At 62.8% G+C, this 23,144-nt stretch carries 27 protein-coding genes and 1 riboswitch; of the genes, 13 read left to right on the forward strand and 14 right to left on the reverse strand.

Features of this window, described 5'->3' with window-relative positions; genetic code table 11:
• Positions 1–2 precede the first annotated feature (2 nt).
• Positions 3–1,661 carry a cytochrome-c oxidase, cbb3-type subunit I gene (ccoN, locus tag AC07Y0_RS24920; RefSeq protein ID WP_498680457.1) on the reverse strand — a complete coding sequence of 553 codons (1,659 nt, stop codon included), beginning with the start codon at positions 1,659–1,661 and terminating at the stop codon, positions 3–5.
• Positions 1,655–2,119, reverse strand: coding sequence for an RrF2 family transcriptional regulator (locus AC07Y0_RS24925; RefSeq protein WP_498680458.1), 465 nt, complete (start codon positions 2,117–2,119; stop codon positions 1,655–1,657). Before AC07Y0_RS24925 ends, ccoN begins: the two co-directional genes overlap by 7 nt.
• Positions 2,120–2,361: 242 nt before the next feature.
• On the opposite strand from AC07Y0_RS24925, the gene AC07Y0_RS24930 reads away from it, so the two are divergent.
• Positions 2,362–2,952 (forward strand): carbonic anhydrase, encoded by a 591-nt coding sequence (locus AC07Y0_RS24930; protein WP_498680459.1) that lies wholly within the window; start codon positions 2,362–2,364, stop codon positions 2,950–2,952.
• A gap of 3 nt (positions 2,953–2,955) precedes the next feature.
• Positions 2,956–3,303, forward strand: coding sequence for a DUF488 domain-containing protein (locus AC07Y0_RS24935; RefSeq protein WP_498680460.1), 348 nt, complete (start codon positions 2,956–2,958; stop codon positions 3,301–3,303).
• On the opposite strand, the gene AC07Y0_RS24940 is transcribed toward AC07Y0_RS24935, so the two are convergent.
• A complete protein-coding gene (locus tag AC07Y0_RS24940; RefSeq protein ID WP_498680461.1) occupies positions 3,300–4,139 on the reverse strand; it encodes a LysR family transcriptional regulator in 840 nt (279 codons plus the stop codon). The two genes, AC07Y0_RS24935 and AC07Y0_RS24940, sit on opposite strands and share 4 nt — an antisense overlap.
• A gap of 118 nt (positions 4,140–4,257) precedes the next feature.
• On the opposite strand from AC07Y0_RS24940, the gene metB reads away from it, so the two are divergent.
• From metB to AC07Y0_RS24960, 4 genes are all read left to right on the forward strand, one after another.
• A complete protein-coding gene (gene metB, locus AC07Y0_RS24945) occupies positions 4,258–5,445 on the forward strand; it encodes a cystathionine gamma-synthase (protein ID WP_498680462.1) in 1,188 nt (395 codons plus the stop codon).
• On the forward strand, positions 5,445–6,116 hold the full coding sequence (locus AC07Y0_RS24950; protein WP_454748955.1) for a 5-formyltetrahydrofolate cyclo-ligase: 672 nt from the start codon (positions 5,445–5,447) through the stop codon (positions 6,114–6,116). Before metB ends, AC07Y0_RS24950 begins: the two co-directional genes overlap by 1 nt.
• Before the next feature lie 233 nt (positions 6,117–6,349).
• Positions 6,350–6,640 (forward strand): hypothetical protein, encoded by a 291-nt coding sequence (locus tag AC07Y0_RS24955; RefSeq protein WP_154721056.1) that lies wholly within the window; start codon positions 6,350–6,352, stop codon positions 6,638–6,640.
• Between the two features lie 69 nt (positions 6,641–6,709).
• Positions 6,710–7,153: a CBS domain-containing protein gene (locus tag AC07Y0_RS24960; RefSeq protein ID WP_454748957.1), complete on the forward strand. Its 444-nt coding sequence runs from the start codon at positions 6,710–6,712 to the stop codon at positions 7,151–7,153.
• 132 nt (positions 7,154–7,285) lie between these two features.
• On the opposite strand, the gene AC07Y0_RS24965 is transcribed toward AC07Y0_RS24960, so the two are convergent.
• On the reverse strand, positions 7,286–7,987 hold the full coding sequence (locus tag AC07Y0_RS24965) for an MOSC domain-containing protein (protein ID WP_498680544.1): 702 nt from the start codon (positions 7,985–7,987) through the stop codon (positions 7,286–7,288).
• 173 nt (positions 7,988–8,160) lie between these two features.
• Between AC07Y0_RS24965 and AC07Y0_RS24970 the strand changes: the two genes are divergently transcribed.
• Complete coding sequence (locus tag AC07Y0_RS24970) at positions 8,161–9,327, forward strand: cytochrome P450 (protein WP_498680463.1); 1,167 nt, start codon at positions 8,161–8,163, stop codon at positions 9,325–9,327.
• A gap of 162 nt (positions 9,328–9,489) precedes the next feature.
• On the opposite strand, the gene cobT is transcribed toward AC07Y0_RS24970, so the two are convergent.
• Positions 9,490–10,551: a nicotinate-nucleotide--dimethylbenzimidazole phosphoribosyltransferase gene (gene cobT, locus AC07Y0_RS24975; protein ID WP_498680464.1), complete on the reverse strand. Its 1,062-nt coding sequence runs from the start codon at positions 10,549–10,551 to the stop codon at positions 9,490–9,492.
• An 83-nt stretch (positions 10,552–10,634) separates the two neighbouring features.
• Positions 10,635–10,764, reverse strand: a riboswitch (cobalamin riboswitch).
• Between the two features lie 74 nt (positions 10,765–10,838).
• Between cobT and AC07Y0_RS24980 the strand changes: the two genes are divergently transcribed.
• Entirely contained in the window at positions 10,839–11,117 is a 279-nt protein-coding gene (locus AC07Y0_RS24980; RefSeq protein WP_498680552.1) for a hypothetical protein, read from the forward strand.
• Between the two features lie 133 nt (positions 11,118–11,250).
• Here AC07Y0_RS24980 and AC07Y0_RS24985 read toward each other — a convergent pair whose 3' ends face one another.
• The gene (locus AC07Y0_RS24985; RefSeq protein ID WP_498680553.1) at positions 11,251–11,427 is read right to left on the reverse strand and encodes a hypothetical protein; all 177 of its coding nucleotides are present in this window, start codon (positions 11,425–11,427) and stop codon (positions 11,251–11,253) included.
• Between AC07Y0_RS24985 and AC07Y0_RS24990 the strand changes: the two genes are divergently transcribed.
• The gene (locus tag AC07Y0_RS24990; RefSeq protein WP_349816304.1) at positions 11,410–11,661 is read left to right on the forward strand and encodes a helix-turn-helix domain-containing protein; all 252 of its coding nucleotides are present in this window, start codon (positions 11,410–11,412) and stop codon (positions 11,659–11,661) included. The genes AC07Y0_RS24985 and AC07Y0_RS24990 overlap by 18 nt on opposite strands.
• Positions 11,662–12,000: 339 nt before the next feature.
• On the opposite strand, the gene ric is transcribed toward AC07Y0_RS24990, so the two are convergent.
• Positions 12,001–12,657: an iron-sulfur cluster repair di-iron protein gene (gene ric / locus AC07Y0_RS24995; RefSeq protein WP_498680465.1), complete on the reverse strand. Its 657-nt coding sequence runs from the start codon at positions 12,655–12,657 to the stop codon at positions 12,001–12,003.
• Between the two features lie 583 nt (positions 12,658–13,240).
• On the opposite strand from ric, the gene AC07Y0_RS25000 reads away from it, so the two are divergent.
• The 4 genes from AC07Y0_RS25000 to AC07Y0_RS25015 all read left to right on the forward strand — a co-directional run bounded on the left by AC07Y0_RS25000 (position 13,241) and on the right by AC07Y0_RS25015 (position 14,916).
• Positions 13,241–13,561, forward strand: coding sequence for a radical SAM protein (locus AC07Y0_RS25000; RefSeq protein ID WP_498680466.1), 321 nt, complete (start codon positions 13,241–13,243; stop codon positions 13,559–13,561).
• A gap of 14 nt (positions 13,562–13,575) precedes the next feature.
• A complete protein-coding gene (locus AC07Y0_RS25005; RefSeq protein ID WP_498680545.1) occupies positions 13,576–13,971 on the forward strand; it encodes a radical SAM protein in 396 nt (131 codons plus the stop codon).
• 316 nt (positions 13,972–14,287) lie between these two features.
• Positions 14,288–14,461, forward strand: a complete 174-nt coding sequence (locus tag AC07Y0_RS25010) for a hypothetical protein (RefSeq protein WP_498680467.1) — start codon at positions 14,288–14,290, stop codon at positions 14,459–14,461.
• Positions 14,462–14,490: 29 nt separating this feature from the next.
• A complete protein-coding gene (locus AC07Y0_RS25015; RefSeq protein ID WP_498680468.1) occupies positions 14,491–14,916 on the forward strand; it encodes a hypothetical protein in 426 nt (141 codons plus the stop codon).
• Between the two features lie 10 nt (positions 14,917–14,926).
• Here the strand turns inward: AC07Y0_RS25015 and AC07Y0_RS25020 are convergent, their stop codons facing one another.
• The 7 genes from AC07Y0_RS25020 to AC07Y0_RS25050 form a co-directional block, all read right to left on the reverse strand.
• Positions 14,927–16,129: an NnrS family protein gene (locus AC07Y0_RS25020; RefSeq protein ID WP_498680469.1), complete on the reverse strand. Its 1,203-nt coding sequence runs from the start codon at positions 16,127–16,129 to the stop codon at positions 14,927–14,929.
• Between the two features lie 2 nt (positions 16,130–16,131).
• Positions 16,132–17,352, reverse strand: a complete 1,221-nt coding sequence (locus AC07Y0_RS25025; protein WP_498680470.1) for an NnrS family protein — start codon at positions 17,350–17,352, stop codon at positions 16,132–16,134.
• Positions 17,349–18,092 (reverse strand): ABC transporter ATP-binding protein, encoded by a 744-nt coding sequence (locus AC07Y0_RS25030; protein ID WP_498680471.1) that lies wholly within the window; start codon positions 18,090–18,092, stop codon positions 17,349–17,351. Before AC07Y0_RS25030 ends, AC07Y0_RS25025 begins: the two co-directional genes overlap by 4 nt.
• A 2-nt stretch (positions 18,093–18,094) precedes the next feature.
• The gene (locus AC07Y0_RS25035; protein WP_498680472.1) at positions 18,095–18,901 is read right to left on the reverse strand and encodes an ABC transporter permease; all 807 of its coding nucleotides are present in this window, start codon (positions 18,899–18,901) and stop codon (positions 18,095–18,097) included.
• 11 nt (positions 18,902–18,912) lie between these two features.
• A complete protein-coding gene (locus tag AC07Y0_RS25040) occupies positions 18,913–19,956 on the reverse strand; it encodes an ABC transporter substrate-binding protein (RefSeq protein ID WP_498680473.1) in 1,044 nt (347 codons plus the stop codon).
• Positions 19,957–20,058: 102 nt separating this feature from the next.
• Complete coding sequence (locus tag AC07Y0_RS25045) at positions 20,059–20,532, reverse strand: hemerythrin domain-containing protein (protein ID WP_498680474.1); 474 nt, start codon at positions 20,530–20,532, stop codon at positions 20,059–20,061.
• A 170-nt stretch (positions 20,533–20,702) separates the two neighbouring features.
• A complete protein-coding gene (locus tag AC07Y0_RS25050) occupies positions 20,703–22,991 on the reverse strand; it encodes a TonB-dependent receptor family protein (RefSeq protein WP_498680475.1) in 2,289 nt (762 codons plus the stop codon).
• Positions 22,992–23,144: the final 153 nt, after the last annotated feature.

The following is a 23,144-nucleotide window of genomic DNA, read 5'->3' on the forward strand; positions in this document are numbered from 1 at the left end:
GGTCACTCTCCTGCCTGAACCGCGCCGGCCCGGCCAGCGAGAGGCACATCGTCACCGATTTCTGCCTTGCGCGCCTTGCGGGCCATGCGGATTGTCATGGCGACATTGAAGGAGCAGACGACCGCGCCTGTGAGGAAAAGCAGACCTCCGAAAGCGCGGGCGATGTAGTAGGGGTGCATGGCGACCAGGCTGTCGATGAACGAATAGGCGAGTGTTCCGCTGTCGTTATAGGTGCGCCACATGAGACCCTGGATGACGCCGGAATTCCACATGGCGAAGACATAGACGACGGTCCCGGCCAGTGCGAGCCAGAAGTGCAGCTCGACGAGCTTGGGCGAATACATGCGCTCCTGTTTCCACATCCACGGCACCAGGGCGTAGAACGAGCCGAAGGTGATCATGGCGACCCAGCCGAGGGCTCCGGCATGGACGTGGCCGACGGTCCAGTCGGTATAGTGGGAGAGGGAGTTGACGGCACGGATCGCCATGAACGAGCCCTCGAAGGTGGAAAGCCCGTAGAACACGGCGGCGACCATCATGAAGCGCAGTGTCGCGTCGTCGCGCACCCGGTGCCAGGCGCCGTTGAGGGTGGCGAGCGCATTCCCGGCTGATGCCCAGGAGGGAACCAGCAACACGATGGAGAAGGTCATTCCGAGTGTCTGCACCCATTGTGGCAGGGCAGTGTAGTGCAGGTGGTGCGCACCGGCCCACATGTACATGAATGTGATGCCCCAGAAGCTGATGATGGAGAGGCGATAGGAAAAGATCGGCCGCTCGGCGCGCTTTGGCAGGTAGTAGTACATCATGCCGAGGAAACCTGCCGTCAGGAAGAAGGCGACGGCATTGTGGCCATACCACCACTGCGTCATGGCATCCTGAACGCCGGCAAACAGCGAGTAGCTCTTGGCGTGACCCAGTGTAACGGGCATGGCAAGGTTGTTGACGATGTGAAGCACGGCAACAACGAGAATGAAGGCCAGATAGTACCAGTTGGCGACGTATATATGCGGCTCCTTGCGCCGCTGGAGCGTGCGGATGTAGGTTACGAAATAGACCACCCACACGACCACCAGCCAGATGTCGGCATACCATTCCGGCTCGGCATACTCCTTGGACTGCGTCATGCCCATCAGGTAGCCGGTGGCGGCGACGAGGCAGAAGAGGTTGTAGCCGATCAGCACGAACCATGGACTGAACTGATCCGGAAGCCGGGCGCGACAGGTGCGCTGGAGAACATGGAACGACGTAGCGATCAGTGCATTGCCGCCGAAGCCGAAGATCACTCCACTGGTGTGGACCGGCCGGAGCCGTCCGAAGCTTGCCCAGGCCGAGTCCACGAAGGTCAGTTCCGGCCAGGCCAGCAATGATGCCACCCACACCCCGACAAACATGCCGACGACAGCCCATGCGAGCGCCAGGATGATACCGACGCGCGTCGGGTCGTCATAGTATTCGGAATGGCGACTTTCCGGCGGTTCCGGTGCAAAGACGGCCGAAAGCACGAAAAAGCCGAGCCCCAGGCTGAAGAAAAACACGATGTAGCCGTGTACGGCCAGCGGATCGCCGCGGCCGGCAACCGCCATCGCAAGCCCGGCCACCGCCAGTACGCCCAATACAACGAGCGCTAGCTGACGCTCGGCCAGGGTCAATCCTGTCACCATGGTTGTGTCCCTTCTTCCAGCTTGGCGGTAGCGCCGATCCCGAGAAACGAGCCGAGGACGGCGCGGTTCTTCACGAGGTCGGCGAGCGTGTATTTGTCGAGGACCGCCAGGAAGGCAGCGAGTGCCTCGTGCAGCATGCCCTTGAGATGGCAGGCCGGCGAAATGGCGCAGGGCCGACCTTGAGCCTGCATGCATTCGGCGAGCGAGAACTCCTCCTCGGTCGCGCGGACCAGTGCGCCCACGCCAATCGCCTCTGGTGACTTCGCCAATCGGATACCGCCCGCCCGGCCGCGGGTCGTTTCGACGAAGCCGAGGTCACGCAAGGTCTGGGCCACCTTGAGAAGGTGATTGCGAGGCAACTGATAAGCCTCAGCGACGTCGCTGACCGTGCAAACCCCGTCCGGTCGCGTTGCCAGGTAGATCAGCATTCGCAACGCATAGTCGGTGTGAAGCGTCATTCGCATGCGGAATCCTTGCAAATGGGACTGGCCTCTATCAAAGAGGTATTCTGAATACCACTTTGCGCCGACGATTGCAGTGCGTGAAGATGCAAAAATGTCGCAGGCCCTCACCGAGGGCCAAATTGCCGGGAGAAGGCGTCCGGCGAGGGCTCATTGCCGGTGCTGTGACAGACCGTTGAGTTGACAACAGCCAACTATTGATCGAGAGGCCTGCAGAACCCCAGGAAGCGGAGATAGCCATGATCGAGGAGCTTTTCACCCGGAACAAGGCCTGGTCCAGCGAGCGCAAGGCCGAAAAAGCAGACTATTTCGAGCGCCTGGCAACCTTGCAGGAGCCCGAATATCTTTGGATCGGCTGCTCCGACAGCCGTGTGCCGGCCAATGTGATCGCGGGGCTGGAGCCGGGGGAAGTGTTCGTGCATCGCAACGTTGCCAACCTCGTTCACCCGACTGATCTCAACATGCTTTCCGTGGTCGAATATGCGGTGCACCAGCTGGGCGTGAAGCACATCATCGTGTGCGGGCACTATGGCTGCGGCGGTATTCGGGCTGCGGTCAGCGGTCGGTCCTTCGGGCTGATAGACCATTGGCTGCAACCAATCCGTGAATTGGCGCGCAGTCGGTTTGAGTGCCGCGAATGCTGGAGCGAGCCGGAACTCGATCGTCTCTGCGAGGCATCGGTTGCCGCACAGGTGGAGCGCCTTGCCCGAACCCCGACTTTGCAGGCGGCCTGGGCCTCGGGCAAGGAGGTGTCCATTCACGGCTGGATCTACGGCCTGCAGGACGGGTTACTTTCGAACCTCGGTTGCACGGTAAGCCAGGGAGGCTAGACAATGCCTGTGCGGATCAAGCGTATCTATGACGATCCCCAAGCGGACGATGGCGACCGCATTCTCGTCGATCGCGTCTGGCCGCGCGGCTGTACGAAAGAGCAGGCCAGATTGGATGAATGGATGAAGGATGTCGCTCCGTCGACGGAACTGCGCCGATGGTTCGCCCACAAGCCAGAGCGATGGGCGCAGTTCAGGGAGCGCTACCTTCTGGAGCTGAAAGGCAACGCGGCCGTCAACGACCTGAGAGAACGGAGCGCAACCAGAACCGTCACCTTGCTCTACGGCGCGCGAGACCGGAAGCTCAACCAGGCTGTCGTTCTTGCCGAGCTGTTGTCCGATCCGTCCTAACGTGATCCAGCTGCGGCCGCGCGCAAGCTTTCCCGCAGGCGCAGAACAAGGGCCGGATCCGTCTTCTCGGACAAGACCAGATAGGCGGGGTAAGCGAAGGTTGGGCTGTTGGGCACGATCTGCAAGCGGCCATCCTCCAGGTAAGGCCGGATGAAGCCCTCCCGGAAGTATCCGGCGCCGCCGACTGCAAGGACGTAGTCGAGGGCGAGGGGGCCATAGCCGATCGAGACCGCCGGACTTGCGCTTTCAGGATAGGCAGTGCGTAGGCTCGCGGCGAAATCGGCGCCCCAGTCAATCCCGATGATTTCATTGGCGCCCGTTTGCCCCGGCGTTCGGGCGAGCACCAGGCGCTCTTCGAACAGAAGTTCGGCGACCAGTCCAGGCCGTCGCTGGGCGCCGTAGATGACGGCGGCGTCGAGCCCGCCTTCCTGCATCAGCGCCAGCAGATGTTCGCCGGTGTCGATCGTGGTGCGCACCGCAATCTCCGGGCATTCGCGGTGCATCCAGAGCAGCCACCGGGAGAGCAGGGGGCTCCACAGGCTGAGTTCTGCGCCCAGGCTCACCAGCACGGATCGGCCGGGCGGAAGCGCCACGACATTGCGAGCCGTTTCCCAGACCCGAACCAGGCTCGAGGCGAAGGGAAGGAATTTCTCGCCGGCCGGGGTTAACCTGGCACCGGCCTTGTTGCGCACGAATACGGGACGCTCCAGTTGTTCCTCCAGGACGCGGATGCGCGCACTCACCGCCGTCTGCGAAATGTTGAGTGCCTCCGCGGCGCCGACGAAGCTGCCGGCTTTCACCACTTCCAGGAATGTTCGAGCGATCGCGTGGTCCAAGCTTTTCCGTCCAGCGAAAATAACCGCAATAAAATTGCGCATAAACAGCAATAGAATTCATTTGTCACGGGTAATCAATCCGGCCATTTTTGAGACTGCAACATGAGGAGCAGCAAGAATGTCCGAGCGCACGCCGGCTGAGTTCCATCCGGAAACCGTCGCTGCGGCATATGGCGTTGCCAGCGATACCGCCTTTGGCGCGGTCGCGCCGCCACTCTACCTTTCCAGCACCTACGAGTTTGCCGGTTTCGATGCGCCCCGCGCTTACGATTATGGCCGGGTCGGCAATCCCACCCGTGACCTCGTGGCGGAGGCGATCGCCAGACTGGAAGGTGGCGCGGGTGCAGTGATGACACCGAGCGGCATGGCGGCGCTTGATCTTCTCATTGGCCGTCTCCCGGTCGGCAGCCTGGTTGTCGCTCCGCACGACTGCTATGGCGGAACGATGCGGCTCCTCAAGGCACGGGCCGAGCTTGGCCAGATCCGGCTCGCGCTGGTCAACCAGTCCGACATGGAGGTCTTCGGGCAGCAACTCCGCGACCACCCGGCACTGGTGCTGATCGAGACACCCAGCAACCCCCTCTTGCGGGTTGTCGATATCGCGGCGCTGTCGACGCTCGCGAGAAATGCAGGCGCCCGGGTGGCTGTCGACAACACCTTCCTGTCTCCCGCCTTGCAGCAACCCTTGTCACTCGGCGCCGATTATGTGCTGCATTCGACGACGAAATTCCTCAACGGCCATTCCGACGTGATTGCTGGTGCCGTCATCGCCGCCGACCCGGAGGAGGCGAAGAAGCTCAAGCATTGGGCCAATGTCACCGGTGCGATCGCGTCACCGTTTGATTCCTGGTTGACGCTGCGGGGCCTTCGAACCCTCTTTGCGCGAATGGCGGGTCAGGAACGCAACGCCATGGCGGTCGCAGAACGGCTGCGAGGCCATCGCGCGGTCGCCCGAGTGCACTATCCGGGACTTGCCGATCACCCGGACCATGTGCTCGCCAGCCGTCAGCAGACGGGTTTCGGCGCGATGATGAGCTTCGAGCTTGTCGGCGGGATCCCCGCCGTGCAGCGCTTCGTAGGCGTGGTGCGCGGTTTTACGCTGGCCGAATCTCTGGGCGGCGTCGAGAGCCTGGTCGCCCATCCGGCGACCATGACCCATGCCGACATGGGGCCGGAGGCGCGGGCAAACGCCGGCATCAGCGACGGGCTCCTGCGGCTCTCGGTCGGCCTGGAACACATCGATGACCTTCTGGCGGGCCTCGAGGTCGGCCTGCAGGCGGCAGAGAGCCTGTCAGAGGTCGCATAATGATCGACGACGATGATCCACGCTCCTTCGCCTCACCGGCCTGCTTTCTGCACGAGATCGACCCCGTTTACGCGGGCTTGGCCGATCCACGGGACATGACGGCCTGGGCGAATATCAAGCGCTGGCGCACGAGCGAGCGTCAGCGCTTGATCGCGGAGCGTCTTGCCGTTCCCGTCGAGGTTCGCACTGCAGCCGGAGAAGCGATCGCCGCCCGTGTCCTGGCCGAGATCGGAGATGTCGAGGGTCGTGTCGTCAGCGCCTATTGGCCGTTCCGTGGGGAGCCTGACCTTCGTTCGTTGATGCAGGAGGTCATGAGACGGGGTGGCCGTACCGCTTTACCCGTCGTGGTGGAAAAAGGACTGCCTTTGGAATTCCATTTGTGGCAGGCCGGGCAGCCACTGACGCGAGGGGTCTGGGGGATACCCTTTCCGGCTGAAAAGCGATCCTGCATTCCGGATGTGGTGATCGCGCCGGTCGTTGGCTTCGATCATGGATGTTACAGGCTCGGCTATGGCGGCGGCTTCTTCGACAGGACGCTTGCTGCCATGCAGGCCAGGCCCAAGGTCATCGGCGTCAGCTATAGTGCGGCGAAGCTTTCGACAATTCACCCGCAAAAGCATGACATCCCGATGGATCTGGTCGTGACAGAGGCCGGAACAGCGCGCCGCTAGCGGTCGTTACTGATCGGGCCATACCAGCCGGGCGCGTGACAAGTAAGACGCCTGATGGGGCGGATCGCCGGTCCGGTCGATGGTCATCAAGTCGCCCGGGCCAGACAACAACATCCGAACCACTGGTTCGGCGAGATAAGGTTTGAGCAAGAGAGATGCCGAGATTGGGACCCGCCAGCGAACTCTTCATTGAACGCCATCTCGTTCCCGAGCTTAGAGCCTGGCGGGGAGAGATGTCCCTGGCCGCCGTCTTCTGGATCTATGGTGTTTTCGTCAGCGCCGAACTCGCGATGCTGCATGTGATTGCCCTGTACCTGGACCAAATCTGGGTTCAGCAAGCCGTTATCCTTGCCTTTGCGCTCTATACGCCGGGGATTCTCGTCGCCATCTGGCGCTGCGCGGACAACGCGTCTCCCTTCTGGGCCACCATGGTCAGGTGGCTCACCGTGGCCTGGAGCCTGAACACTGCATTCATCCTTCTTTTCCTCCAGGTCGATCTGCTGATGCGCTTCGCCCGGGGATAGGGAAGGATAAACCGGCCATATCGTGAGCTTCCTGAGGGAGAAGCGGAAGCTATCGGAAAGGAGGGTGTCTTGAGAGTAGAGGACATACTTGGAGTGGCGCGGGAACGGCTCGCCACCGTGGCCGAAGACGCATTGCTGATGGACGCGGCAAAATTGCTGAGCAGTCCTGGCTGCAATCTCGTTGTCGTCTGCGATGACGGCGGAAAGGCGATCGGCGTCATTACAAAGACAGACATTGTCAACCGCATCAGCCATTGCACGGGATGCAGTTGCTCGATGCCGGCCTCAAGGGTGATGTCGACGGAGATCGTGTCTTGCCGATCGAACGACGTTCTGAGTGATGTATGGTTTGCGATCAGGAAGCGTGGTCTGAAGAACGTCCCGATCGTGGATGACCGCTTGGCGCCGATAGGCGTGGCCAATGCGCGAGACGTGCTTCAGTCTCTCCTTGAGGACGTTGAACATGAGGAAAAATTGCTTCAGGACTACGTGATGGGTGTTGGTTACCAATAGGGCCAGTTCCGCGGAAACGGTGGTCCCGCACGTCACCCCGCTTCATCGACGGTACTCGCGCCACCTGCGCTGTAAGCTTCCTTCGCCCGTGACCGCTAGACCGATGCGCCTCTCGGAACATGTCTCTCGAGTTCAGGAGATCGCTTCCTTCGGCCCATTCAGGCGGGAACCCCAGTCTTCCACCTCACCGTTTTGCAGACGGCGCTCTGCCAGATTGCGCCAGCTATCCGGGAGGCCGGAAAGGGCCGCGAAGGCGGCCAGGGCCGGGCGATTGAGCTTGTCCTTGTAGAATAAATCGTTGACCCGCGTCAGAGGCCAGTCGGGCGCGGAACGTTCCTCAAGTGAAGCATGGTCGTGCGCTTTGATCTGGCCCGGTTCTATCACGCGGAAATACCAACCGGAGCGGCCGGTTGCCTGCACCCGACGCGCCATGTCGCGCACCGCAAAGCGGATATTCAGCTTCCAGCAGGGCTGCCTGCCTTGGGAGACTTCCAGCAGTGCTTGTCCAACTCGCCACCGATCTCCCAGACATAGGTCGGCCTCGGTCGCGCCGTCGACCACCAGGTTTTCTCCGAAGCCGCCGGTTCGGAATTGATCCGCGGCATCCGGAAGGTCCCGCACCCATTGGGGATAGTGCGCCGCGCTATAGGCATGGATTGCCTTGTCGGCGCCGCCGTGGTGGCGAAGATCCGCCTGTTCGTCACCCACTAGACCCAGTGCTGTTGCCAGAAGTGGAACCGTGACCGGGTGTTTGTCAATCGCCGACCGTGCTGTTCCCGGTCCAAAGGGCTTCGCTCGACCTATTCTAACTTCAGCGATCGCAAACTGTCTTATCTGGCTGGGCAATTCCGTCTCTCCGGTCAATCTGACAGTCGGTTTTGCAGAAACGGGGATTTGAGTTCTTTGCGTGGAGACAAAGACCCCGCTCTCAACTGCCGCATTGTAGCTGCTGATCCGTGGAAGGGAAACCAAAGCATATGATATCGGCAAATGGAAAGAAATCGGTCGTGGACGCATCTTCGGGCGAGCGCTGCCCTGACTGGGATCCCCGCAGCGCTGAGGTCCAGATCGACCAGATCCGTGCGTATGATCACATGCGCGAAACCTGTCCGGTCGCCTACAGCGACTATCTTGGTTGGTCCCTTTTCCGCCATGCCGATATTCTGCAGGTGCTCACCGATCACGAAACGTTCAGCAATGTCGTTTCACGGCACCCATCGGTGCCCAACGGCATGGATCCTCCACAACATACAGTCTATCGACGGATGATCGATCCCTATTTCACCCGGGAACGGGTCGAAACCTTCGAGCCTGAATGTCGACGGGTCGCCGGCGATCTTCTCGAGGCGCTCGGGACTGCCCCCTCCTTCGAAGCGATGACCTGTCTCGCCGAGCCGTATGCCGTCGGAATCCAGTGCGGTTTTCTCGGCTGGCCCGCGTCGCTGCATGAGCCATTGCTTCAATGGGTGCGCAAGAATCGCCAAGCCACGCTTGCGCGCGATACCGATGCCATGGCAGCCATCGCCCTCGAATTCGACGGGCATATCCGCTCCCAGCTCAAATGGCGAGAAGAGGCCGGCGACGCCGCGCCGGACGACATCACCACCAGCCTCGTCCGCCAGACGGTAGACGGCAAGCGGCTCGATCACGGCGAAATCGTCAGCATCCTGCGCAACTGGACGGTGGGGGAACTGGGTACGATTGCGGCCTGCGTCGGCATCATCGTGCATTTTCTTGCCGAGACCCCCGAGATCCAGACCGGGCTGCGCCTCGACCGATCGGGCCTTTCACCGGCAATCGAGGAAATCCTGCGCTTGCACGGGCCGTTGGTTTCGAATCGGCGAACGGCACTGCGGCCCGTGATGATCGGTGGGAGTCGGATCGAAGCCGGCGAACGGATAACGGTGATCTGGACTTCGGCCAATCGCGACGCCCGGGCCTTCGAGGCTGCTGACCGGTATTGCCCCATGCGCGACCAGGGGCCAAACCTGCTTTACGGCGCGGGCATCCACATTTGTCCGGGTGCTGCCCTGGCGAGAATGCAGTTGAGAGTGATGATCGATGAACTGCTGAGCAGGATCAGGCCGTTTTCGCTCCTGACGGGCACGGAGCCATTGCGTGCGGTCTATCCCGCAAGCGGCTTCGCCTCGGTCTCCCTGCAGATCGACCGATAAGGGTATGTGGGGAAGAGCAGATAGGAATCGTCGGAGGGGGAGCCATGACGCCGAGCGCACCTCGGGTTCTCGGAAGTGCTGGCCCCGAACCTCGGCACCGCTGATCCGAAACGGGGACGCGAGACGGCTACCCGATTGCTCTCGCGTCCCGCAGGGGTTCTGTTACCGCTCGATGCCGTTATGCACGCCGGCTTCGGTGAATGTAGCCATGCCGAGGTGGCATCTCAGCGCCGCTCTTGCCAAGAGAGTGGCCAAGACTGCCCCGGTTCCTTCGCCCAATCGCAAATCAAGATCGAGAAGCGGCCGCAATCCGAGATGGGCGAGAAGCCGCCGATGCCCGGGCTCCATCGAGCTGTGACCGACCATGCAGTGCGCCAGGCTTCCTGGTCCGCTGCAGTGAAGCGCGAGGGCGGCTGCCGAGCAGATGAAACCATCGAGCATGACGGGTATGGCAAGCAGGCGCGCCGCGACAATCGATCCGGCCATCGCGGCGATTTCGCGTCCGCCCAGGAAGCGCAAGGCGTCGAGCCCATCGCTTATGGCGTTTCCATGCAGTCTAACGGCCTTAGAGACGACTTCGACCTTGCGCTCTACCGTTCCGATCGAGATCCCGGATCCTCGCCCGCACCAGTTCGCCGGGTCGCCGCCCAGAAGGGCGAAGCATATGGCCGAGGCAGCAGTCGTGTTGCCGATGCCCATCTCGCCGGGGCAAAGCACGCTGGCGCCCGGTCGAACCGCATGCATCCCGGACTGGAATGCATCGAGGAACTCGCCCTCGGTCATGGCAGGGGCATTTAGGAAGTTGTTGACGGGGCGAGCCAGATCGAGCGGCACGACGGTCACCTTGGCGCCCAGCTCGGCACTCAACTGATTGATAGCCGCTCCGCCGCGCTCGAAGTTCTGCACCATCTGCTCGGTGACTATCGGAGGATAGGCCGACACACCGGTTTCCGCCACGCCGTGATTGCCCGCGAATACGCACACTTGCGGATCATCCATGACCGGGGGATAGCGTCCTTGCCAGCAGGCCAGCCACGCGACGACCTCTTCGAGCCTGCCGAGACTTCCCGGTGGCTTGGTCAATATCTCCTCTCGCGCCGCGGCCGCGCCAGCTGCGTGTTCGTTTCCGGGCGGCAGGTCCTGCAGTATTCGGCGCAGGGCTGAGAGGTCTTTTATGGGTGCAAGGGATTGTTGCCTTGTCGAAAGGCTGCTTAGGTCAGACATACGGGTCCTCCACGTGACACCGAAGCTCGCATGAGCAATCGCCCCGCCCTTTGCCATCGGGCGGTTTCAGGATGTGGCAACGCGTCTTCTGACTTCCAGCTTGACCGGGTGCAGGCACCTTCCCATCCGGCAAGCGGACAGTGGCGGCCAATGCCTCCTCACACACGTATCTGGTTACAGCGGCGGGACCGTCCCGGAATTTCACCGGGTTCCGTTAGTTGCAACAGGTTCCGTAAGGCATGCACTCCCGACCGACAATCTGAAAGGCGACTTCAATCAGGCGGCAGATGACCTTTTCCGGCGAAAACTCGGGAGTGCTTGCGCTGGCTCAAAGAAGCGGGCGTCGTGTCCACTTCCTATGTTTGAAGATCGGCGCCACTCGCCCGACTGGTGTTTCCAGCTTCCTGGGAACAAATGCGGCTTTGCTGTCACTGAAGGTCTTCGACGATGAACTCGATGGTATCCCCAGAACGCCGTGTGGTATCCCGGCCAATCGAGGACAATCGGCGGAAAACCGCGACAGCATTGGAAATCTTCCCAATCGGCACGATCCTCACGGCTTCTGATCGCGCCGATGGACCAGTCTATCATATCCACGAGGGATGCATTGTGCATAGCCGGCTTACGGCCAACGGCATTGCGCAGGTCGTTGACGTCTATGGTCCCGGCCGTATCTTCGTCCATCCCAGTAGGCCTAGCTTAGCCGAAGTGCGCATAGAATGCCGGTACGAGGTGCTCAACCTTCGCAAGCACGCCCGCATGATTCACGAATCTCTCGTCGAAAACCTTGATCGTTCCCACCGGCATGTCGCGCTCTTGTGCGGCAAGACGGCCGTTCAAAGAATCGCCACGGTCCTTATGGATCTCGCCCTGCAATTCGGTGTTGACCCAGTTTCATGCGGGACGCTGAGTCTCCCGCTCACGCGGACCGAGATCGGCGATTGGCTCGGCTTGAGAGGTGAGACAGTCTCTCGCGTCTTCAGTCAGTTAGTCCAGCAGAGGGCTATTTCCCTTGATACGAATCGCCGCCTTTGCGTCAAAAACTGGCAAGCGCTTTCCCTCATTGCCGATGGTGTCGACCGGTGCACTGGGAGGGCGATGGCGATCTAGGTCATGTGACGGACACAATTGGTCGGCGCAATTCGACAGATCAGCCTGACGCGGAGGCTTGCCCGTGGTTACCCTTGGTGCGGCCTTCGTGTCGCGCGTCACCTATGGTAGAAAAGCGGTCCATAACATAGCCGACAATGTCATTGTCGCAGCACGCTGCCATGCATTCGTAGGCGTCACACATCCAGTTACAGTCCGGGTCGTTCGCTCGGCAATCGGGGATACGTCCAGTAGATGGACGCAGACTGTCCATCCCGGTTCGTAACAGCCCCCCCGACGGAGGGCTTGTATTCGCCGTTGCTCGTCACGGTTTTTCTCCTTTGAACGACGTGGTCGGCGTCAGCCGGCGAAGCGAGGGAAAAGCACGTTGTTCTCCAGATGCATATGCTCAACGAGGTCTTCCGAAAACTTCTTCGCGCTGGTGTAGAGGGCACGCCACGAGTTGCAAGCACCATCCGGCAAAGTGAAGCCACCGGTGACATGTTCGAGTGCGGCCAGATGCCGTGCCTCCACGTCGTGCTCATGGCGCATCTGCGCGATCGGGTGGGCCAGTACGACCTCGTCGTTCTGCTCCATCAACGGGAATAGAATGGCCTCCTCCCGGCTCATGTGGCCTTCGAGATCGGCCTGGATGCACTCCAGGAGATTGGCGAGGCCGACAGGGGCTTGAGGATGGGCGCTATGCACACGCTCGACTTTCTGTGCGAGTGGAATCAGCCATGCCAGTTCACTGCGGTGTGTTTCGTGGTAGCGGCTGCGCAGGTGGTCGATCAGTTCCGCCGTTCTCTCCGGAGCCTCCCGGTGGCTGGCAAGCATTAGCGTCTGCAACTCCGTCAGTAGCACGTCTGGCGAAAGGCCGGCTTTTTCCGCGGCCTTGTCGATCCGTTCAGAGCCGCCGCAGCAGAAGCTAATCCCGTGGCGACGGAACAGGTCGGCTGCTCCTGGCACGGTCGTTGCGACCTTTCCGACTGGCTGGCTGAAATCGATATCCGTCATGGCCGTTCCTTCATTCATGGACCTATCGAGCCTTCAGGCTCGATCATATCGGTGAGCTTGCAGGCGTTTCCCCGTCTGGTCGTTGCGCTGTCGCAAACACGTCGCAACGACCAGACGGCACCAGCAGTGTGTGGATCGACGACGGTCAGTGCGCGAGCGCGACATTCGTTGCCCGGGAAATCCCTTCGACGACTATCTCCCTTTGGTGGAAGCCGTGAAAGGCGGGGCAGCCGGTTTAGCTAGTTCACCTGTTACGGGGAACCGTTGATGATCATTCTACTGGACGGCCGCGCAGGGATGGCGAAATCCATTTATTAGAATGACTATAAGGAGATGGGAGTTGATAAATGATTCATGTTTGATCTTGAGCAGTAGTCAACTTATTGAGCCGATAAACACAACAGGCACTTATGCACTTATCCTCCTGGCAGCCAAGCTGGGCCTATCGGTTCATGGCAATAGACTTCGCACCGTATTTTGCCCACATCTCCGATGACACGCTGTCGAGGGCATTCACAGCGAGAAGGGCGGCAATGCCGTTTCGTGGCAGGAAGCGGGTGGAAGCAGATAAGGTGTCGTCACGTTGGCAGGAGATGTTCGCAAATCCTGTTGCAGGCAATCTCGAAGCGGCAGGCTCGCCTATGTCCACATACCCTTCTGTGCCAATCACTGTCTGTTCTGCGGCTTCTTTCGCAATGCTTATACATCACGTGCAGCGGGCGAATATGTGGAGCTCCTGATCCGCGACATCGAGCGCGAAGCGGAGTATGCCGCGGCGAAGAGCGAGGAGATCACGGCGATCTATCTCGGTGGAGGCACCCCGAGTGCGCTGACTGCGGCCGAATTGTCAGGACTGTTGCTGACCCTGCGTCGCCATCTGCTGTTGCTGCCGACTGCGAGATAACGGTCGAGGGCCGGATAAGTCATCTCGACGACGAGAAGGTTGTTGCGTGCCTGGAGGCGGGGGCGAACCGCTTCTCCATTGGCGTACAAAGCTTCGACACCGAGGTTCGCCGCCGTCAGGGGCGGTGCGCGAGCCGGGAGGAAGCGATCACCTTCCTTGAGCGGCTGAAGCGGTATAACGGCGCGGCGATTGTGATCGACCTAATGTATGGCCTGCCCGGCCAGCCGCTCGATGTCTGGCAACGTGACCTCGCTACCGCAGCAGCCATCGCGCCGGACGGAATCGATCTCTATGGTCTCAACCTCATTCCCGGCACGCCGCTCTTCACCGCGATCCAGGGTGGCAGCTTGCAACCGCGCCCAGCCTTGCCGACCTCGGACGATATTACCGCATCGGCAGCGATTTCCTGAACGAGCGATCATGGCGGCAGGTCAGCAACAATCACTGGGCACGAACGCCGTTGGAGCGCAATCGCTACAACCGGATGATCAAGGAGGGGGCGGATTGCCTGGCTTAAGGCGCGGGTGCTGGTGGAACGCTGGGCAATCTGAGTTTCGGACTTACGGGGGAGTTATCGGAGTTTTCGGAAGCGGTCCTGGCGGGTCAAAAGCCTATCGGCATGCTTGCCTCGACGGATAGCCTGCGCCCCCTGAGTGATTTGGTCATTGGGGACCTGAGATAGGCAGGCACGACCTGCCGGCCCTTGATCAAACGGCAGGGCAGGCGTTGAGCCTGAAGCTGCGCCCATTACTGGAGCGGTGGTCCTCCGCCGGGCTGCTGACCCTATCGGGACCGGTGATCGATCTCACCGTCGCCGGACGCTTCTGCTACGCCAATCTTATCACCGCACTTCACAACTTCATCGAAGCAAGGGTGCTGCCAGAAAGCGCAGCGGCCTGACGCTCGTCCCAACAAGGAGAGGATTCGACATGAACCTGACACAACACACAACGGATGCGACGGAAACCATAAGGAATGCGATCCTGGCAAAGCCTGACGGGATTCTGGAGCATCTGGCCGAGGAACATGGCGTTTCGCTCAGGGCGGTCATTGATTGCCTGCCTGACGATAGCGCCACGGCGGCAACCTGCGCTCGTTTCGTCGACGTCCTGAGTGATGTCGCCGACTGGGGCGACATCACCTTCATCTGCCATTCGAAGGATGCCGTCGTCGAATTCTGCGGTCTGTTTCCAACGGGGCGAATGGGCCTATGGCCGCTCGCACCCGTCGTCCGAGCACGCGACGCCGACCTCATCAGATGGCTTGACGGGTTCAACCGATCAAGACCACACTTGGCACTCAACGGCCGAACGGCCTTCGCCGAAGTGAACAACCTCATGAGAACTCAGACCTAGGCGGCTGGGCTTACGCAATCTTCCTGCACACAACAAGCGGGCCGTAGAAGACCACGAAGCCGAGGAAGGCAAGGATCCACAGGAGCCCTGCGAGCGGCAGAAGGATCATGGTGAATTCCGGGGCGAGGGCTGCGCCGATGCGAAGCGCGGCGGCGAGCGCGATCGGGACATAGATGCCGAAGGTGGTCGTGGCGGGCGAGCGCAGCGCCTGACCCGAATGGCCGCGTGTTGCCCGGGTCATCACGGCAAGCGTCATGGCACCGATCGCCCCCGAGGTCCAGGCATGGATGCCGGCGGTGCGCAGGCCCGCATCGTCCAGCAGAAGGGCAGCGCCGCTCAGCAGGAAGCCCAGCGGAACGAAGAAGAAGGCGACGTGCAGGATCGTCACCAGCGGCTCGGCCAGCGTGCGTTCCGGCCTCCAGCGGAGCTGCCGGACGAATTGGGCGATCCCCGCGCCAAGCAAGGCCAGGCCGGCGAGAGGAGCAAGGACAGGGACGGCTGAGGAAACGGGCCAGGCGGCAAGCGCCAGCCCGGACAGCACCATGACGGCGAGGTCGAAGCGTTCGAAGCCCGGCGGGATCGGGCCCGGATTGTTCTGGCGCAGCCAGTTTCCGGTAAAGCTCGGGATGATCCGGCCACCGATGAGCGCGATCAGGAAAATGATCGTGGCGATCGCCATCCGGTCGGCCATATCGATGCGCCCGTAGCGATCGAATTCGTGGAAGAAGGCCAACTGCGCGGCAAAAAGTACGCCGATGACGGCGACGACCTTGTAGTTGCGGCTGTTGCGGGCGGCGGCGAGTTCTCTCAGGATCAGACCTGCCAGCACCGGAAGGAAGGCGCCGGCCACGGTCAAGGCGGTATAACGACCGATCGTCTCCGAGCTGGCGATCGCCAGGCGCCCCGCAAGCCACAGCCCGAACAGCAGCCCGAGCGGCCAGCCGGAAAATGCCTTTCGGCCGGTCCAGTTGGGCACGGCGGTGAGCAGGAAGCCGGCAATGACGGCAGGCACGAAACCGAACAGCAGCTCGTGCTGGTGCCAGGCGACCGGCGACAGCGCCGTGGGCACGTGGATGAAACCGAGGAACCACGGCACCCAGAGCGCGATCATCAGCGCGGCATGCAGGGCCGCGGCGATGAAGAAGGGGCGGAAACCACCCGAGAAGAAATGGGCGATCACTGAGGGTAAACGATTGGCGGCACGATGGGACATTCTCAGCAGCTTTCGGAAGCAAGGGTTGCGCTCGACCAGAGCAGGGGGAGATAGGTCTTCAGCCAGAGCGCCAGGGACAGACCCCAGAAAACCGCGGAAAGGCCATGCGGGCCGCCCGGGAGCGGGAGCCCGGGCAGGAATTCCGGTGCGATACGCAGGAGCACAGCCCCCAGCATCAGGAGCATGGCGATGCGGGTCGACGGAGCGAAGACGAGCGGCTGGCCCGTGTGGAGAAGGCCGGCGATCGACAGCACGGCGAGCACGCCGATGCCAAGGCCACTCATCAGCATGAGATGTAGGGCGCCGACGAAGGGCAGGGGCAGCCCGGTCAGGGACAGCCCGCCGAGCACGAGCCCGGCGCCGGCAAGGGCGCTTGACAGCCAGAGCCCCGCGAGTTCGGCCCTGAATGCCTCCCGCCCGACAAATCCTTCGGCGACCCGATCGAGGAAGGCCGCGCCGGCGGCGATCATCAGATAGCCGCGCAAGGCATCGGATTGACCCGTTGCCTCGGCGACCAGCAGGAGGCCGACGAGAGCAGGCGCCAGGTTGATGCGACCTGGATGGGGGCGGTAGGGCGAGGTCGCCTCGCTCGGATCGAGTACCAGATTGGTCACCGGCACGGTGATGCGCGCGATGGCGAGGCCGAGAAGGCCGAGAAAGGCGATGGCCCCGAACCGGATCGCCCTCTCACCGACGTCGAAATCGCCCTGCAGCATGGCGAGCCGCAGACCGCCGGCGGAAAGCGCCAGCGCCGCCAGCAGGGCGGCAAAGCCGAGCAGGCCGGTCGTCCGGAGGCGCCAGGACAGGAACAGCACATAGGCCAGCAAGAAGAGCAGCCAGGCCTGGTCGGCCAGAGCCGCCACGAGGATCAGCGGCTCGAAGCCGACGAGGCCGGCAAAGCGCGCCAGCCCCCAAAGCCCCGCCAGGACCGGCAGCGGACGGCCGCTCAGCCGTGGCGTGTCGGTCCACTCGGGCAGGGCGGAGGTGAGGAAGCCGATGAGTGCGGCACCGAAGGAACCGATTATCATCTCCTGCGCATGCCATTGCCCCGGCGCCGTGGCGCTCACAAGCGGCAGGCCGAAGCTCCAGAGGAAGACCCAAAGCAGCGGCCAGAGCGCGGCATGCAGGGCGGCCAGGGGGAAGAACAGCCGAAGCCCCTCGCCGGTCATGGCGTCGAAGAGACGGTTTCGGGCAACGGGGGGAGCGATACGGACCGCGATCATGCCACGCTCCGCTCGTCGCAGTCGTTGACATGGGCAAACAGCGGGTCGTTCCCAAGCATGGCTTGCACGGTCTCGAAGATCATGGCGTCGTTGCGTACCCCCGGTACAAGGGGCACCGTACGGCTGCCGAGAATGCCGTGTCCGTGGCGGTCAAGGACGAGGATGCGGTGGGCGATGCGCACCGCCTCGGCAAGGTCGTGTGTGATGAACAGGCCACAGCGTCCGGAGGCGGCCACCGTATCGATGACGATGTCCTGCATGCGGCGTTTCAGGGCCACATCGAGGGCGGTGAAGGGTTCGTCGAAGAACAGGAAATCCGGCTCCGCCGCGAGTGCGCGGGCGATCGCTGTGCGCTGGCGCATGCCACCGGAGAGCTGCGCCGGATATTTCGACAGATCGGCCGGTTCGAGAGCGACACGGGCGGCAACGGCTTCGACCCTTTTGCGCCGCTCGGCACACGAGAGCCGGTGCCGGCTGAGCCCAAGGGCGATATTGTCGGCAGCCGTGGCCCAGGGCATCAGCCGCGGCTCCTGGAAGATGACCGCGTGCTCGCGATAGGCGCGTGTAACCCGGCCGAGGCGGGGGTCGACGAGGCCCGCGGCGATATGGGCGAGCGTGCTCTTGCCCGAGCCGGAGGGTCCGACCAGGGCCACCAGTTCTCCGGCCGCGATCTCGAGATCGATGCCGTCCAGCACCGTGCGCCCGAGAAAGGCGTGACCGACGCGGTCGAGCTTGAGCATCGTCATCTCTTGACACCCCAGGGCCTTGCCGCCTCGCGCCAGGTTTCGAATTCCGCGCGCAGGGGCTGGAGCAGTCCGTATTCCACGCCGATCAGTGCGGCGACCGACAGCAGGATCCACGCGAGCGCCGCGGCGACGTCGAGATTGGCGCGGGCAACGGCCAGCGCCTCGCCGACGCCACCGGCATTGGCCAGCAGCTCCGCCATGACGGCCGCCTTGAAGGCGGTGCCGAGCGCCATTACCAGGACGGGAAACAGCGCGTGGAGCATCTGCCGCAGAGCGACGCGGAAAAGGCGGGTAAAAGGCCCCGCGCCGGCGGCGCGGGCCATCTCGTCGAGGCCGCGGTCGCGGGTGGCAACGCCCTCGGCCGCGCCGATGAAGGCGATCGGCAGACAGGCAATTGCGGCTGTCGCGACGACCGTGCCGGCGCCATTGCCGAACCAGATCATCAGGAGGACGATCCAGGCGATCGGCGGCACGCCGAGGAGCAGCGTGACCTGCGGCCGCGCGAGCCGCATCAGCGCCGGATGATAGCCGGCCAGGACGCCGACCAGCGTTCCGATCCCGGCGGCAGCGGAAAAGCCGAGCAGTGCGCGCCCGGCGGTTGCGCCGACCAGCGCCCAGTTCGCCTCGTCCTTGAGCAATCCGGCCAGGCTGGCGAGGGTCTCCGCCGGCGATGGCAGAATGAAGCTGCCATAGGCTTCATGACCGAGCTGCCAGGCGGCGGCAAAGACCGACAGTCCCGCAAGGCCTGCCCAGGCAGACCAGAGGAATCGTCCGGCCCGGCCGGCGCGATCGGCAATCGGCATCATCGGCGTTCCTAAAGGTAAAGTGTCTCGTCCGGCATCCTGCCGCCGATCATCTGCGGGTTGACCTTGGCGATCGCGGTCAGCAGGGCGTCTATGGCGGGCCGCGCGGCCTTGGCCGGCGTGGCCACCAGATTGGAATGGGGGATTGCCTTCTCGATCACCGGCCAGGGCAGTTCCAGCGCGGAGGCAGCATGGCTGGCGGCGTCCGCCGGATTGGCGATCACGGCGGCCGTCGCTTTCTCGAGGGCCGCCAGCAGCGGGGCGGCCCTGTCCGCATGTTCGGCGAGGAAGGATTGGCTGAACGCGAGGCCGGCCTGCGGCATGGAGGGCCCGAGCCCGGTCACCTTGCCCCATTCGATCTGCATGTCGATGGCACGATAGACGGTCTTTCCCGAGGTTGCCGCCTTGACCATGGCGGCGCTTGCCGCCGGTTCCGGCACCAGCGCGATGTCGATGCGCCCGGCAAGCAGCATCTGGATCGCTTCGATCGGCGTGCCGGCCCTGTCCACCTCGACATCGGCAGTGCCGAGTCCTTGATGCGCCAGAACGGCGTCGAAGACGAGTTCCGGCGTGTCGTTGGGGAAGGGGACCGTGATCCGGCGGCCTTTAAGATCGGCGATCCGGGTGACCGCTGCGTCGGTTGAGATGACGTAGAGAAGGCCGTCGGTCATGACATTGGCAAGCTTCACGCCGAGCCCGCGGGTGTGCAGATTGGCCGCCGCCGTGACGGGCATGACCACGGCCTGCATCGTGCCTGACGTCAGGCCGGCGCGCATTTCGTCCGGTGTGCGCCAGACCTTGAACGAAGCCTTGTCTGCAACCCCGCGCAACAGGCCGGCGCCGACGGCATAGGCGAGCGTAATCGAGGGCCCGGCCGGCGGGCCGTAGAGGATGAGTTCGCCGAGGGCGGCCGCCTCGGCGCGTCGGATCCAGGGCAGGGAGAGAGTGCCTGCCAGACCGGCGCAGACCGCGCGACGCGAAAACATGATCGGCGACGCCGCCGTGTTGATGTCGGCCCCTGCGGTTTCGCGTGCATGACTGCTGTTCGGATTCATCGGGGCGTCTCGCATAAACATGATTAGATTAGTCATGTAATAGGGCGTGCCGCATCGCTCTTCTTTGTGCCAGGACAAACAACCTCGGCGGCCTGTTGCGATTCAGGCGAAGACTTCCCGCCCCTCCGCCTTGGCGGCAAGCAGCGTCTCGATCATCAGCCTCTCGGAAGACACGTGCCGGCGCAGGCCTTCGAGGAATCCCCGCAGCATGTAGCGGACGGTTTCCGGTGGCAGCGGGCATCGCCCCTCGGCCATCGTCTTCAGCGTCTCGACCATTTCCTCGCAGGCCAGCCCGTCACAGCGATGCTCGGCCTTCAGCCGCTCGATCATCATCGCGGCAAAACATGAGCCGGCATTCTTGTCGAAGTCGGGAAAGAGGATCCGCTCCTCCAGCCTGTGCGCCCGCGTCAGCAGCGGACCGAGGCCTTCCGCAACGTGAAGGCACACCGCGCTTTCGATATCGAAGGGAATGGAATCGGAAATCTCCTCGAGGGTCAGGCAAAGGCGCAGCAACGCGGCGTGATTGCGCTCGAGCTCCACGAGTCCTGCGGCATCCAGTTCGATGGTCATGGACATGGTTGTTTCCCCTTGGAGCATGCCAGAGATTTGACCCGCTCCACCGGTTCGAGGCGCGGCCTACACCTGACTGCACTCAAAACATCCACCATGTCACGGCTCTTTTCTTTGTCGTGACGCAAGGATTGGGGCGACGCGCCGGGTTTTGCGGCGCGTCGCAGAGTGGCTCGTCAGAAGCGGCTCTTGATGCCGACATAGAAGCCGCGGCCGTCGCCGGGCAGGAAGGCAGCCTGGTCGGCGTTGGCCTGATCGATGATCAGGGTCGAAGAGGCATACTTCTCATCGAACAGATTGGTGATCTCGCCGAACAGCGACACATCGTTGTTGATCCGGTATTCGGTCTTCAGATCGACCATGGCATAGGGATCGGCCCAAAGCGTGTTCATGTTGTCGACCGGCGTCTCGTCCGGCACCCAGTTCAGGCTGGCGCCGAGCGACCAGTCCTCGGTGGCCTGGTAGGAAAGGCTGGTATTGATCACATGACGCGGTGCTCCCGCCAGCCGGTTGTTGCCGCGCAATGGGTCATCGCGGAAGCGGAAGTCCTGGTAGGTGTAGGCGAGGCGTCCTGTGAGCCGGTCGAGGATTTCCGCATTCAGGCCGAGTTCGATGCCGAAGTGGGTCGTCTCATCGGCATTAATCGCGCCGAGGGAGGCGCCGGTCGCATCGCGCAGGCTGAGCAGTTCATTGTCGATCCAGGAATAGTAGGTCGTCACGTCCCAACCAAGGTCGCCATGGCTTCCGCGCCAGCCGAACTCGACGGTGGTGGCCGTCTGGGCCTTGAGATCCGGTGTCGAGAAGGCGGTGGTGGCGAGCCCCGGAATGCCCGGCGCCGGGCGCCCCGGGCTGCTGTTCGGCGTACCGTTGACGGTGGCGAGCAGGTCGTCATGGGTCGGCGGCTCGAAGCTGCGGCTGACGGCGGCGAACAACACCTGCTCGGGCTCCGGCTCGAAGGTTATACCGAGGCTGGGGCTCCAGGCATTGTAGCTATAATCGTAGTCGGTGCTGACCGCTGGCACCGCGCCGTCCGGCAGACGTACGGTCGGGTTGGCTGGATTGTAAGCGATGGTTGGGCGGGTTGCTGCCGAATAGGTGTCGTCGCTGGTGCGGGTGGCGTGGGCGAAGGACAGGCCGGGCGAGATGGTCCAGGTATTGGCGAGCGGAATATTGAAGGCCGAATGGAGCGAGAACGTTGTCGCGTCCAGGTCGTTCTCGCCGAACAGGGGCCCGCGCTGGCCGGATTCGTTGAGATAGTAGTGCCGCTCGGCCGAGCCGAAGGCATGTTGGACGCTCGCCTCGAACAGCGGCAGCAGACTGTCGGCGTCGGGCTGGTAGGCGTAGCGCAAAAGCGCCGTCGCATCGCCGCCGACCGTTTCACGGATGCCCGAGGAGATCGGGAAGCGGAAGGTATCATCGGTATAGGTATAGCCGAGACCTATGTCGATCTGGTGCTCGCCGAGATCGATGGTCGAGCGTGAACCGATCAGATACTGGCTGGCGTCGCGTCGCGGCTTGTCGCGACCGACATTGGGGCCGGGATTGATGACGCCCGACGGGGTGACGACAGGGCCGCTCGACACCTGCGACGGGTCGTTTTCCAGGGCGTCCTTGTTGAGCGGGCCGGCAACGTCGAAGCCGAGATCGGTGTAGCCGAAGAACAGCCGCGTGGTGAGCGTGTCCGACAATTCGGCTTCGATATTGCCGCCGACCGAGACGCGTTCGGAACTGTTGTAGTCGCGAAAACCGTCGCGCCGGGAGATATCGAAATGCAGCGACGCATCGAAGCGTTCGCCGTCGTAGCCGGTGCGACCGGAGGTGCCGACCTGGCCGAAGCTGCCGCCGCTCACCGTGATCTCGGTGCCGGGCGCGGTCGCTGCGGTGGGCGACATGAAGTTGATGGCGCCACCGATGACGGGTGCCCCGAGACGGTTCGCCAGATAGCCGCGATAGACCTCGATCGCCTGGGCGTTCGACGGGTCGGCAAAGCTGGCGATGTAGGAACCGTCGGCGCGATTGATCGGCAGGCCGTCGCGCAGCATCAGAATGCCGCGCTCGACCGGGTTCTGCTGCAGGCCCGAGCCGCGGATCTGGATGCGCGGTTGGTCATGGCCGCCGAAGAAATCCTGGACGATCACGCCCGGTACGCCGGCAAGCGCGTCAGATGCGGTCGGCGAGACGTTGCCGGCATAGGCGTCTTCGGAGATCAGCGCCACCCCGCCGGGCAAATGTTTCAGGCGGTCGCCGATATAGCCGAGCGACGTGTCCCAGCCGCCCTCGACGACGATCGGGTCGAGCACTGTCCCGGCGCCTGGCGCCGCCGATTGGGCAAGGGCCATGCCGCCGCCGAGGGCGGCCATTGCCATGAGAAGGGCGAGCGAGATGCCATGCGGATGGCCGTTGCGATTAGTCGATCGCGGTGCGTGTGCGAAGCCGCGCTGTAGAAATTCCCGTGTCCGAGACATATCTGTTCCTTTCCCCCAAGGTGCTTGGCGGCAAGGTCGTTCCAGCAACAGGATGATGGCGGCTCAGACGAGACCCGGCCTCTCGTACCCTGTCGCCGGGGACCGCCGACAGAGGGGGTAGAGGAAGCGGAACAGACTAAAGCATCGACGGGC

The organism is Allorhizobium sp. GW101-3B10, assembly GCF_059424725.1.

Excerpts from the sequence above, each read along its gene's own strand:
- ccoN (WP_498680457.1), bottom strand. The coding sequence starts at position 1,661 with ATGGTGACAGGATTGACCCTGGCCGAGCGTCAGCTAGCGCTCGTTGTA.
- AC07Y0_RS24925 (WP_498680458.1), bottom strand. The coding sequence starts at position 2,119 with ATGACGCTTCACACCGACTATGCGTTGCGAATGCTGATCTACCTGGCA.
- AC07Y0_RS24930 (WP_498680459.1), top strand. The coding sequence starts at position 2,362 with ATGATCGAGGAGCTTTTCACCCGGAACAAGGCCTGGTCCAGCGAGCGC.
- AC07Y0_RS24935 (WP_498680460.1), top strand. The coding sequence starts at position 2,956 with ATGCCTGTGCGGATCAAGCGTATCTATGACGATCCCCAAGCGGACGAT.
- metB (WP_498680462.1), top strand. The coding sequence starts at position 4,258 with ATGTCCGAGCGCACGCCGGCTGAGTTCCATCCGGAAACCGTCGCTGCG.
- AC07Y0_RS24950 (WP_454748955.1), top strand. The coding sequence starts at position 5,445 with ATGATCGACGACGATGATCCACGCTCCTTCGCCTCACCGGCCTGCTTT.
- AC07Y0_RS24955 (WP_154721056.1), top strand. The coding sequence starts at position 6,350 with ATGTCCCTGGCCGCCGTCTTCTGGATCTATGGTGTTTTCGTCAGCGCC.
- cobT (WP_498680464.1), bottom strand. The coding sequence starts at position 10,551 with ATGTCTGACCTAAGCAGCCTTTCGACAAGGCAACAATCCCTTGCACCC.
- AC07Y0_RS24980 (WP_498680552.1), top strand. The coding sequence starts at position 10,839 with ATGACCTTTTCCGGCGAAAACTCGGGAGTGCTTGCGCTGGCTCAAAGA.
- AC07Y0_RS24990 (WP_349816304.1), top strand. The coding sequence starts at position 11,410 with ATGGATCTCGCCCTGCAATTCGGTGTTGACCCAGTTTCATGCGGGACG.
- ric (WP_498680465.1), bottom strand. The coding sequence starts at position 12,657 with ATGACGGATATCGATTTCAGCCAGCCAGTCGGAAAGGTCGCAACGACC.
- AC07Y0_RS25015 (WP_498680468.1), top strand. The coding sequence starts at position 14,491 with ATGAACCTGACACAACACACAACGGATGCGACGGAAACCATAAGGAAT.
- AC07Y0_RS25020 (WP_498680469.1), bottom strand. The coding sequence starts at position 16,129 with ATGTCCCATCGTGCCGCCAATCGTTTACCCTCAGTGATCGCCCATTTC.
- AC07Y0_RS25025 (WP_498680470.1), bottom strand. The coding sequence starts at position 17,352 with ATGATCGCGGTCCGTATCGCTCCCCCCGTTGCCCGAAACCGTCTCTTC.
- AC07Y0_RS25030 (WP_498680471.1), bottom strand. The coding sequence starts at position 18,092 with ATGCTCAAGCTCGACCGCGTCGGTCACGCCTTTCTCGGGCGCACGGTG.
- AC07Y0_RS25035 (WP_498680472.1), bottom strand. The coding sequence starts at position 18,901 with ATGCCGATTGCCGATCGCGCCGGCCGGGCCGGACGATTCCTCTGGTCT.
- AC07Y0_RS25040 (WP_498680473.1), bottom strand. The coding sequence starts at position 19,956 with ATGAATCCGAACAGCAGTCATGCACGCGAAACCGCAGGGGCCGACATC.
- AC07Y0_RS25045 (WP_498680474.1), bottom strand. The coding sequence starts at position 20,532 with ATGTCCATGACCATCGAACTGGATGCCGCAGGACTCGTGGAGCTCGAG.
- AC07Y0_RS25050 (WP_498680475.1), bottom strand. The coding sequence starts at position 22,991 with ATGTCTCGGACACGGGAATTTCTACAGCGCGGCTTCGCACACGCACCG.